11 protein-coding genes are annotated in these 9,675 nt (G+C 71.0%); 7 read left to right on the forward strand and 4 right to left on the reverse strand.

Annotation, left to right across the window (positions count from 1 at the left end; translation table 11 throughout):
• Positions 1-111 precede the first annotated feature (111 nt).
• Entirely contained in the window at positions 112-654 is a 543-nt protein-coding gene (locus tag SACSA_RS0107500) for a copper chaperone PCu(A)C (protein WP_019814714.1), read from the reverse strand.
• Between the two features lie 339 nt (positions 655-993).
• Here SACSA_RS0107500 and SACSA_RS0107505 point away from each other — a divergent pair, with 339 nt between their 5' ends.
• The 7 genes from SACSA_RS0107505 to SACSA_RS0107535 all read left to right on the forward strand — a co-directional run bounded on the left by SACSA_RS0107505 (position 994) and on the right by SACSA_RS0107535 (position 7,339).
• Positions 994-1,485, forward strand: a complete 492-nt coding sequence (locus tag SACSA_RS0107505; RefSeq protein ID WP_019814715.1) for a CarD family transcriptional regulator — start codon at positions 994-996, stop codon at positions 1,483-1,485.
• Between the two features lie 5 nt (positions 1,486-1,490).
• Complete coding sequence (locus SACSA_RS0107510; RefSeq protein ID WP_028661655.1) at positions 1,491-2,147, forward strand: IspD/TarI family cytidylyltransferase; 657 nt, start codon at positions 1,491-1,493, stop codon at positions 2,145-2,147.
• Positions 2,144-2,620 (forward strand): 2-C-methyl-D-erythritol 2,4-cyclodiphosphate synthase, encoded by a 477-nt coding sequence (gene ispF / locus SACSA_RS0107515; protein ID WP_019814717.1) that lies wholly within the window; start codon positions 2,144-2,146, stop codon positions 2,618-2,620. The genes SACSA_RS0107510 and ispF overlap by 4 nt, the downstream gene beginning before the upstream one ends.
• Positions 2,617-3,303: an HAD family hydrolase gene (locus tag SACSA_RS0107520; protein WP_019814718.1), complete on the forward strand. Its 687-nt coding sequence runs from the start codon at positions 2,617-2,619 to the stop codon at positions 3,301-3,303. Before ispF ends, SACSA_RS0107520 begins: the two co-directional genes overlap by 4 nt.
• Before the next feature lie 18 nt (positions 3,304-3,321).
• On the forward strand, positions 3,322-4,701 hold the full coding sequence (gene cysS / locus SACSA_RS0107525; protein ID WP_019814719.1) for a cysteine--tRNA ligase: 1,380 nt from the start codon (positions 3,322-3,324) through the stop codon (positions 4,699-4,701).
• Between the two features lie 5 nt (positions 4,702-4,706).
• The gene (gene rlmB / locus SACSA_RS0107530) at positions 4,707-5,675 is read left to right on the forward strand and encodes a 23S rRNA (guanosine(2251)-2'-O)-methyltransferase RlmB (RefSeq protein WP_019814721.1); all 969 of its coding nucleotides are present in this window, start codon (positions 4,707-4,709) and stop codon (positions 5,673-5,675) included.
• 227 nt (positions 5,676-5,902) lie between these two features.
• Positions 5,903-7,339, forward strand: a complete 1,437-nt coding sequence (locus SACSA_RS0107535) for an MBOAT family O-acyltransferase (protein WP_019814723.1) — start codon at positions 5,903-5,905, stop codon at positions 7,337-7,339.
• Between the two features lie 108 nt (positions 7,340-7,447).
• Here the strand turns inward: SACSA_RS0107535 and SACSA_RS0107540 are convergent, their stop codons facing one another.
• The 3 genes from SACSA_RS0107540 to SACSA_RS0107550 all read right to left on the reverse strand — a co-directional run bounded on the left by SACSA_RS0107540 (position 7,448) and on the right by SACSA_RS0107550 (position 9,465).
• Positions 7,448-7,882 (reverse strand): hypothetical protein, encoded by a 435-nt coding sequence (locus SACSA_RS0107540; RefSeq protein ID WP_019814725.1) that lies wholly within the window; start codon positions 7,880-7,882, stop codon positions 7,448-7,450.
• Between the two features lie 141 nt (positions 7,883-8,023).
• The gene (locus tag SACSA_RS0107545; protein WP_157596713.1) at positions 8,024-8,695 is read right to left on the reverse strand and encodes a hypothetical protein; all 672 of its coding nucleotides are present in this window, start codon (positions 8,693-8,695) and stop codon (positions 8,024-8,026) included.
• Positions 8,696-8,814: 119 nt separating this feature from the next.
• The gene (locus SACSA_RS0107550; RefSeq protein ID WP_019814730.1) at positions 8,815-9,465 is read right to left on the reverse strand and encodes a class II aldolase/adducin family protein; all 651 of its coding nucleotides are present in this window, start codon (positions 9,463-9,465) and stop codon (positions 8,815-8,817) included.
• Positions 9,466-9,675: the final 210 nt, after the last annotated feature.

Genomic DNA, 9,675 nt, shown 5'->3' on the forward strand with positions numbered 1-9,675 from the left:
GACCGGGACGGCCTCGGCACACCCGGCGGGACGCGCGCGCAGAAGGTACGCGCTCGGCGCAGCGGGCGCTCGACGGAACGAGGGCTGCGCCCCGAGCGCCCTCAGCGGTTGTCAGTGACCGCCGCCCTCGCCGTGCGAGCCGCCCGGGTCGGTCCTCGGCTGGTCGGGCACGGTCACGGGCATCTCGAAGCTGACCCGGCCCGCCTCGCGGAAGGTCAGCGTGACCTCGATCTGCTCACCCGGACGGAGCTGGCGGGTCAGTCCGGCGAAGGTCAGCGTCGCGTTGGTCTTGACCTGTTGCTCCGGGACGGACTCGGCGCGGGAGAGCACCAGCGTGCCCTCGGCGGGCACGCGGCGGGAGCCCTCGACCACGACCCGTGACGCGGCATCGGATTCAATGGAAACGAGCCGGTCGCCACGCAGGCCCTCGTTCACCAGCCACATCTGCGCACCGGCATCGGTGCCCGCGCGGTAGAGGTCGGCGCCGGACTCGGAGGGATAGGCCAGTTCCGCGTTGCGGACGGCGATATCGCCGACCTCGGCGCGGGCCCCGTTGATCGACGCCACCTGCGTGTCGGTCTGGGTGATCTGCCCTGCCGCACAGCCCGCCACGAGCAGCGCGGCACCGGCAGCGACCACGGCCGAGGACACCATGCGACGTTTCACTTCTCCGAGTCCCTTCTCCCTGAGCGCGGCCCTTCTCCGGCGCGGCGGCCCTGTCGGCCAGACTATCCCGGGCGGCACCCGGCACCGTCACGCGGTGCCCCACACGTGTGGCGCAGGTTTCACCCGGTCGCTCACCGAACTCCACACGGGACCTTCGACCCCGGTGGGCACATCTCGGCGCCACCTGCGTGAGTACGCGGATCTCGCGTTTGTCAACCCCCTCTACCCGACGGATCAGGCCACTGACCTGCGAGGACGAGCCCGGGTGGCTGGTTCGGCCCCGAAACCGCGTGCTAGGATGGGGACAGCGAAAGGGGCAGAGGACACATGGTTTTCAAGGTCGGAGAGACCGTCGTCTACCCGCACCACGGTGCCGCACTCATCGAAGCGATCGAGACCCGCGTGATCAAGGGCGAGGAGAAACAGTACCTCGTCCTCAAAGTCGCGCAAGGTGATCTTACGGTTCGCGTCCCCGCCGACAACGCCGAGGTGGTCGGCGTGCGGGACGTCGTGGGTCAGGACGGCCTGAACCGCGTCTTCGACGTGCTGCGCGCCCCGCACACCGACGAGCCGACGAACTGGTCTCGGCGGTACAAGGCCAACCTGGAAAAGCTCGCCTCGGGCGATGTCAACAAGGTGGCCGAAGTGGTGCGTGACCTGTGGCGGCGCGAGAAGGACCGTGGCCTGTCCGCGGGCGAGAAGCGGATGCTGGCGAAGGCGCGGCAGATCCTGGTCAGCGAGCTCGCCCTCGCCGAGGGCACCGACGAAGGCAAGGCCGAGGTGCTGCTCGACGAGGTGCTGGAAACCACGGTGGTCTAGCGACTCTGAACGTTTTCGCGCTAGTTCCCCTCGATGCAGGGGACACACCGGGCACTGGTGCGCTCACGCGGACGCGGGGCGCGCCACTACTGACGCACTGTGTGCGAGGCCTGCTCCACGCGGGGTGCGTCGATCGCATCGTCCTCGCGTGGCCGCCCGGCGGTGACCCGGCTCCGTGGTGGCACGAGATCACACCGGAGCTTTCCGCTCCGACCACGGTGCACACCGTGACCGGCGGTGCCGACCGTGCGAGCTCCGCTTGGCGCGCGTTCGACGCGGCCGCTCCCACCGCCGCGGACGTCGTGCTGGTGCACGACGCGACCCGGCCGTTCACCCGGCCCGGCACGATCCGCGCGGTGGTCGACGCCGTGCGCGGAGGCGCGGAGGCGGTGGTGCCCACCGTGCCGGTGACCGACACCGTGAAGACCGTCGGGTCCGACGGCGTCGTGGCGGGCACGCGGGATCGCGACGGCCTGCGCGAGGCCCAGGCGCCGTTCGGTTTCTCCGGGGCGGTGCTGGGCCACGCGGACTTCTCCGACCCACTGTCCACCTGCGGTGCCGTCGTGTGCACGGTCGCCGGGCACCCCGCGGGAATGCGGGTGCGTACCGCGTTCGACCACACCGTGATCGACGCCCTGCTCGAAGCCGAGGAGGCACGATGAGAGTCGGCCAGGGGGTCGACGTTCACCCGGTCGAACCGGGACGCGACTGCTGGCTCGCCGGGCTGCACTGGCCGGGCGTGGATGGCTGTTCGGGTCACTCCGACGGGGATGTGGCCGCCCACTCGCTGTGCGACGCGCTGCTGTCGGCCGCGGGACTGGGCGATCTCGGCTCGGTGTTCGGCACCGGCGACGCCCGCTGGGCGGGTGCGCACGGCGCCGACCTGGTGGCCGAGGTGCGCCGCCGGGTGGAGTCGGCCGGGTACCGGGTGGGCAACGCGGTGGTGCAGGTGATCGGCAACGCTCCCCGGATCGGGACACGGCGCGCGGAGGCCGAACAGGTGCTGGGCGCCGCGGGCGGGCCCGTGGCCGTGTCCGCGACCACGACCGACGGACTCGGGCTCACCGGACGGGGCGAGGGCGTGGCCGCCGTCGCCACCGCGTTGGTGCGGCCGGTCGGCCAGGAGGTGGAATGACCCCGCAGGCGGTGCTGTTCGACTTCTCCGGCACGTTGTTCCGGCTCGAACACGACGGGGCGTGGCTGGACGACGTCACCGACCACGACGGGGACCCCCTTGACATGGAGGCCCGGGCCGAGCTGATGCGGCGGATGACCGCGCCGGTGACGCTCACGGTCGACCTCGACGCCGAACACTGGCACGCCTGGGAGCATCGCGACCTCGACCCCGCACTGCACCGCAAGGTGTATCTGGAGGTGCTGCGCCAGTCGGGGGTCTCACGCACCGAGCAGGCCAAGGCGCTCTACGGCAGGCTGGTGGACCCCTCCCAGTGGACGCCGTACCCGGACGCGGAGACCGTGCTCGCACGGCTGTCCGGGTCCGGGGTCGCGGTCGGAGTGCTCAGCAACATCGCCTTCGACATCCGCCCCGCCTTCGCCGCGCACGGCCTCGACCGCTACGTCGACGACTTCGTGCTCTCGTACGAGGTCGGAGCGATCAAGCCGGACCCCGCGGTGTTCCGGACGGCGCTCGACCGGCTCGGCGCCGTCCCGGAGAAGACGCTGATGGTCGGGGACAGTGCCGAAGCCGACGGCGGTGCGCGGACGTTGGGATGCGCGTTCGCCCTGGTGGAACCCCTGCCCACGGCGCGGCGGCGGGACGGCCTGCTCTCCGCCCTGCGCGAGCACGGCGCACTCTGACCCGTACCATGTGACGACGTGGCCCTTCGACTGTTCGACACCGCGACCAGGCAGGTGCGCGAGTTCCGACCCGCGCGGAGCGGAACGGCGTCGCTGTACGTCTGTGGTGCCACGGTGCAGGGCATTCCCCACATCGGGCACGTGCGGGGCGCGCTGAACTACGACGTGCTGCGTCGCTGGCTCGTCCACAAGGGACTGGACGTGCTCCTGGTCCGCAACGTGACCGACATCGACGACAAGATCATCACCAAGGCCGCCGACGCGGGCAGGCCGTGGTGGGAGTGGGCCGCCACCCACGAGCGGGCCTTCGAGGACGCCTTCACCGTGCTGGGCTGCCTGCCCCCGTCCGCGGCCCCGCGCGCGACCGGGCACATCACCCAGATGATCGAGCTGATCCAGCGGCTCCTCGACCGGGGACACGCCTATGCCGCCGACGGCGACGTGTACTTCTCGGTCGCCTCGTTCGACGACTACGGCGTGCTGTCGAACCAGCGCCCGGACGAGGTGCAGCAGGGCGAGTCGCAGGCCGAGGGCAAGCGCGACCCCCGCGACTTCACGCTGTGGAAGGGCAGCAAGCCGGGCGAGCCGTCCTGGCCCACGCCGTGGGGTTCCGGCCGTCCGGGCTGGCACCTGGAGTGCTCGGCGATGGCCACCACCTACCTCGGCGCCGAGTTCGACATCCACGGCGGCGGGGTCGACCTGGTGTTCCCGCACCACGAGAACGAGCGTGCGCAGTCCCGCGCCGCGGGCGACGGCTTCGCCCGGTACTGGCTGCACAACGCGTGGGTCACCCTGTCCGGTGAGAAGATGTCGAAGTCGCTGGGCAACGTCGTCTCGATCCCGCAGATGCTCCAGCGGTGCCGTCCGGTCGAGCTGCGGTTCTACCTGATCCAGCCGCACTACCGCTCCACCATCGAGTACTCCGACGAGGCGTTGTCCGAGTCGGCCCACGGCTACCGGCGCATCGAGCAGTTCCTGCGCCGGGTGTCGGCCCAGGCCGGGCAGGTCCGGGTGGGGTCGGTGCCCGCCGAGTTCGCCGCCGCGCTGGACGACGACCTGGGCACACCGCAGGCGTTCGCGGTGCTGCACAACACCGTGCGCGACGGCAACGCGGCGCTGGACTCGGCCGACTCCGCGAAGGCGCTCGAGCTGGCCGAGTCGGTGCGCGCGATGGTCGACATCCTCGGCGTCGACCCGCTGTCACAGCGGTGGGCCGAGCACACCGGCACCGAGGCGGAGGCACTCGGCACGCTGGTGGAGGCGATGCTCGCCGAGCGCACCCGAGCGCGGTCCGACCGCGACTTCGCCAGGGCGGACGCCATCCGCGACCAGCTCACCGAGGCGGGCATCGCGGTGGAGGACACCCCCAACGGTCCCCAATGGACAGTGAGAGACTGAGAACCATGGCAGGCAACTCCCGTCGCCGCGGTGCGGTGCGCAAGCAGGGCACGAAGAAGGGCGCCGTCGTCGGTTCCGGTGGACAGCGGCGGAAGGGACTCCAGGGCAAGGGCCCCACGCCGAAGGCCGAGAACCGCTACGGCCACCCGGCGCAGCGCAAGGCCGCGGCCGCGGCCGCGAAGGCCGAGAAGCAGCGCGCCGCGCACAAGAAGTCGGCCGACGCGCCAGAAATCATCGCGGGACGGAACCCGGTCGTCGAGGCGCTGCGCGCCGGGGTGCCCGCCACCGCCCTGTACGTGGCGCTGAACATCGACACCGACGACCGCGTGACCGAGGCCGTGCGCGACGCGGCCGACCGGGGAATCTCGCTGCTGGAGGTCCCGCGCGAGGAGCTGGACCGCAAGACCGGCGGAGCGGTGCACCAGGGCCTCGGCTTGCAGGTGCCGCCGTACGAGTACGCCGAGCCGGACGAGTTGCTGGCCGCCGCGCGCGATTCGGGTGATCCGCCCCTGCTCGTCGCGCTGGACGGCGTGACCGACCCCAGGAACCTCGGTGCCGTCGTGCGATCGGCCGCGGCGTTCGGTGCGCACGGCGTGCTGCTGCCACGCAGGCGCAGCGCGGGCATGACGGCGGTGGCGTGGCGGACCAGCGCGGGCGCCGCTGCCCGGCTGCCGATCGCGCTGGCCACCAACCTCACCCGGCAACTGCGGGCGTGGGCAGGTGAGGGGCTGATGATCGCCGGGCTCGACGCGGACGGCTCGGTCGACATCGACTCGCTCGACGTGGCGACCGATCCCCTCGTGGTCGTCGTGGGTTCGGAGGGACGGGGCCTGTCCCGCCTGGTGCGAGAGACCTGCGACACCACGGTCTCGATCCCGATGGCCTCCGGGGTGGAGTCGCTCAACGCCTCGGTGGCCGGGGCGGTGCTGCTGTCCGAGGTCGCCCGGCGTCGCCGCGCCGTCGGCCGCGTCTGATCCTTTTCGCACCCCTCGCACCCGCGCGCCCGCCAACCTCGTTGACAAGTCGTCAAGGCCTCCTTTCCTGCGTTGAACGCAGTGAAGGAGGCCTTGACGGCAATATGCTCGCGGGGTGTGCACTGGCAACGCATGGTGAGGACCACTCGTCGGACGTTGTCACCCCATAGGATGAGGCGCTCCGTTAAGGTCACGGTGCTGGTACGTGACCGGGGGGGCCCACAGGAATGTCGTTCGTCTCGCCACTGTTCCTGTGGTATTTCATGCCCGCGGTGCTGATCGCGCTGCTGGTGCTGCCGCGGAGCTGGCGCAACGGCATCGTCGCGGTCGGCAGTCTGCTTTTTTACGCCACCGGCGCGGGGGCGTTCACACTGCTCCTGCTCGCCTGCATGGTAATCAACTTCGCTGCGGGCCCCGCGCTGGAGCCGGACCCGTGGGACACGCGCCCGCGCGGGCGCCGCAGGCGACTGCTGCTCGGCGTGGTCGCCTTCGACCTGTCGATTCTGCTGGTGTGGAAGTACGCGGGTTTCGCCACCGAACAGATCGCCTGGTTCGCGGGGCTGTTCGGCGGGGACTTCCCGATCGCCGAGCTCGCGCTGCCGATCGGCATCTCGTTCTTCACCTTCCACCACATCTCCTACGTGGTCGACATCTACCGCGGGGAACGCGCCGCACTGCGCAACCCGGTGGCCTTCGGCACATACATCTCGATGTTCCCGCAGCTCGCGGCGGGCCCGATCGTGCGCTACCACGAAATCGCCGACCAGCTTCCGCAGCAGCGCTCGCACCGCCTCGACGACATCGCGGCCGGATTTCCCCGCTTCGCGCTCGGGCTGTGCAAGAAGGCGGTCATCGCCGATTCGCTCGCACCGGTGGTCGACGCGTGCTTTGCCACCCCGGGCGAGGACATGACGTTCGCGATCGCCTGGCTGGGCGCCCTGGCCTACACGCTGCAACTGTTCTTCGACTTCTCGGGCTATTCCGACATGGCCATCGGCCTCGGCCGCATGCTCGGTTTCCGGCTTCCGGAGAACTTCGCGCGCCCGTACTCGTCCGTGACGATCACGGAGTTCTGGCGCCGGTGGCACATGTCGCTGTCGCGCTGGTTCCGCGACTACGTCTACATTCCGCTGGGGGGCAGCCGGGACGGTGCGGGCAAGACCTACCGCAACCTGTGGATCGTGTTCCTGCTGACCGGGTTCTGGCACGGCGCCGCGTGGACCTACGTCGTCTGGGGCGCCTACCACGGGGTGCTGCTGGTGATCGAGCGCGTGTTCGGCGTGGACTCCGCCCCCGCCGCGTCCGGAGCCCGGACGGCCCGGCGTGCGCTGACCGCCGTGCTGGTCGTGTTCGGCTGGGTGTTCTTCCGTTCGGCCGATCTCGGCGCGGCGTTCACCATGATCGGGCACATGCTCGTGCCCGACCTCGGCGGCGTGACCGACGTCGTGTCCACGGCGCTGACCAATCAGCGGCTGGTGATCCTGCTTGCCGCGCTGGCGGTGTTCTTCCTGCCGGCGCGGCGCATCACCGGCCTGGTGCTCGAATCCGCGCGCACCCCGAGGGCGACGGCACTGCGCGTCGGCGTCATGACGGTCGGCGTGGCCTACGCGGCGATCCTCGTCGCGACGGGCACCTTCAGCCCGTTCTTGTACTACCAGTTCTGATCCCGATGCCTCGACGACACCGACCGTCGGCACCGGTGCCCGGTCGACGTGCTCGGCGGGACAGGCCGAGGGCCCCGGCCTCGCTGTCGCGACCTGGCACGGCGCGCCTCAGCGGCGGGTGCGGCGGCGTTCGAGCACGTCGTCGAGAACGAGGGACGCCCCGATGCCGAGCATCCAGACGTCCTTGGCCAGCGAAAGCCCCTCCTCGGTGGGGCGCAGACTGCCCTCCCGGCGCATCCCGGGAGTGCGCAGGTAGAGACCGAACAGGCCGGTGGAGAACGCGGCCAGCCCCGCGCCCGCGACGGCCGAGGGGATGACCGGCACCAACAGCGCCGTACCCAGCACCATCTCGCCCGCCGAGAGCAACCGGACGAACTGCCGCGGGTCCACGCCTTTGAGCTGCGGATAGGTGCCTGCCGCGAAGCCATGGAGCTGATCTGCCGTCCCCTCGTCGGCGCCTCGCTTGCTGTACCCGGAGTTGAGGATGAACGCGCCCGTGGTCACCCTCGCCGGAAGGTGCGAGGTCTTCAACCACGTCGCCATCCCCGTGCGCCTACCGCGCCTGCGCTTGCGCTTGGTCGTCACGTTCGGCTCCCTCGTGTGCGTCGACGGCTGCGTCCGGGTTCCCGGCGACGATCGCGACCAACCATCGGGCCCTGCGCCGGAAGTGGGAATGCCGCCCGTTCACAACTCGGCCTCCGGCGGGAGGAACGCGAGCTGGTCGGGGTGGAATCCGTCCGCCCGGGGCGGCGGCAGCCACGCCTCGGGCCGCACGCTCTTGCGCCTGCCCAGCTCGGCGAAGTCCAGCGGCGCGGTGAGATCGGCGTCGTAGAGCGAGTCGTCGAGCACCGGCGCCAAGGCGAGTCCGTCCGGGTCCATGCCGACCCCGACCGCGACGAGATAGCTCTCGGCGGGCTCGGCGGAGAAGGCCGCCCAGCCACCCGCGAAGTGCCACACCCGCGCGCGGGCGGGTTCACCCTCGATCGTCCACCACACCTCGGGCCAGTCGGCGTAGCCCTTGGCCTGCTTCTCCGCGTACTCGACCAGGGCGGGGATGAATCCCTCGGGCCGGGGCACCGTGGTACTCGGCAACGTCACGTTGATGACGCCGAACGCACCGCTGAAGGCGACCTCGACCAGGGGGTCCTTGCCGTTGGGGCACATCACCGCCTCATACCGCACGCGGGGCAGCGTGCCCACCCGCACCCCGCCGCCACCGGACTCGCGATGCCCGAGCCACAGTGCCCACGGCGGCCTGCCGGGCAGCCCTTCGAAGAAATCCACCCAGCGCGCGCCCTCGAAGCCGTCGTCGAGGCCGTACACGTCGAAGTCGACGACCGACGAGGTCTTCTCCATCGAGTCCGAGTCCACCCGTCGATGGTGCACCGCCACCGCCGGTTCGGCAGGTCGATCGTGATCGGAGGGTGGTCATCACCCGGGCATACGGGGACAAAAAGCTTCGATCGGGTGATCCCTCAGCGCTGCCCGTAGGAACGCAGGCGCTCCACGACGTGCTCGATCTCGGCGCGGGGCAGTAGCCGCGGAGTGCCCGCCGACCGCGCGAGCAGCCACAGTTGGCACGCCCATTCGAGCTGCTGCGCCCGGTGGTAGGCGGACGGCAGGTCGGCGCCGTAGGTGAGGGTGCCATGGTTGCCCAACAGACAGCCGCGCCGTCCCTCGAGTGCGGTGAGCATCGACTCGGCCAGCTCGGTGGTGCCGTAGGTGGCGTACGGAGCCACTCGCACGCTCGGTCCCAGCGTGGCGAGGATGTAATGCACCGGAGGAACCTCGTCCGTCACCGTGGACACCGCCGTCGCGTGGACGGAATGGGTGTGGACGACCGCCGTGATCGGCGCGTCGTCCGGATCGACGGCCTCCCGGTACACCGTGAGGTGCATGGGGAGTTCGCTCGTCGGGCCGAGCGAGCCCTCCACAGCGGACCCGTCGAGTGCCACCACGGGGATGTCCTCGGGGCGCAGCGTGGCGTAATCCACCCCGGTCGGGGTCACCGCGACCCGGTCACCGGAACGCAGTGACACGTTGCCGGAGGTGCCCACCACAAGACCGTCGGTCACCATCCGCCGCGCGTACTCGCACACCCGCGCGCGTTCATCACCCAGAAGCATGACCCACTCCCCTCACGGGTCCCACAGTGTGCCAGACGGACACCCGGAGTGAAGCGGATCGAGCACGCGGTCACCGCCCGCGACGGCACGGGCCGTTCAGACGGCCTGCGTGCGCTTCCCGTCCGGCTTCCCGTTCGGCGCCGTCGTCGCGGGCTCCGGCGGGGACGTGGCGGCGCTCGACCCGTGGGCGGTCGCGGCCCTGTCACCGGC

It is taken from the genome of Saccharomonospora saliphila YIM 90502, from assembly GCF_000383795.1.
In the GTDB taxonomy this organism is placed as follows: Bacteria; Actinomycetota; Actinomycetes; order Mycobacteriales; family Pseudonocardiaceae; genus Saccharomonospora; species Saccharomonospora saliphila.

Excerpts from the sequence above, each read along its gene's own strand:
- SACSA_RS0107500 (WP_019814714.1), bottom strand. The coding sequence starts at position 654 with ATGGTGTCCTCGGCCGTGGTCGCTGCCGGTGCCGCGCTGCTCGTGGCG.
- SACSA_RS0107505 (WP_019814715.1), top strand. The coding sequence starts at position 994 with ATGGTTTTCAAGGTCGGAGAGACCGTCGTCTACCCGCACCACGGTGCC.
- ispF (WP_019814717.1), top strand. The coding sequence starts at position 2,144 with ATGAGAGTCGGCCAGGGGGTCGACGTTCACCCGGTCGAACCGGGACGC.
- SACSA_RS0107520 (WP_019814718.1), top strand. The coding sequence starts at position 2,617 with ATGACCCCGCAGGCGGTGCTGTTCGACTTCTCCGGCACGTTGTTCCGG.
- rlmB (WP_019814721.1), top strand. The coding sequence starts at position 4,707 with ATGGCAGGCAACTCCCGTCGCCGCGGTGCGGTGCGCAAGCAGGGCACG.
- SACSA_RS0107535 (WP_019814723.1), top strand. The coding sequence starts at position 5,903 with ATGTCGTTCGTCTCGCCACTGTTCCTGTGGTATTTCATGCCCGCGGTG.
- SACSA_RS0107540 (WP_019814725.1), bottom strand. The coding sequence starts at position 7,882 with ATGGCGACGTGGTTGAAGACCTCGCACCTTCCGGCGAGGGTGACCACG.
- SACSA_RS0107545 (WP_157596713.1), bottom strand. The coding sequence starts at position 8,695 with ATGGAGAAGACCTCGTCGGTCGTCGACTTCGACGTGTACGGCCTCGAC.
- SACSA_RS0107550 (WP_019814730.1), bottom strand. The coding sequence starts at position 9,465 with ATGCTTCTGGGTGATGAACGCGCGCGGGTGTGCGAGTACGCGCGGCGG.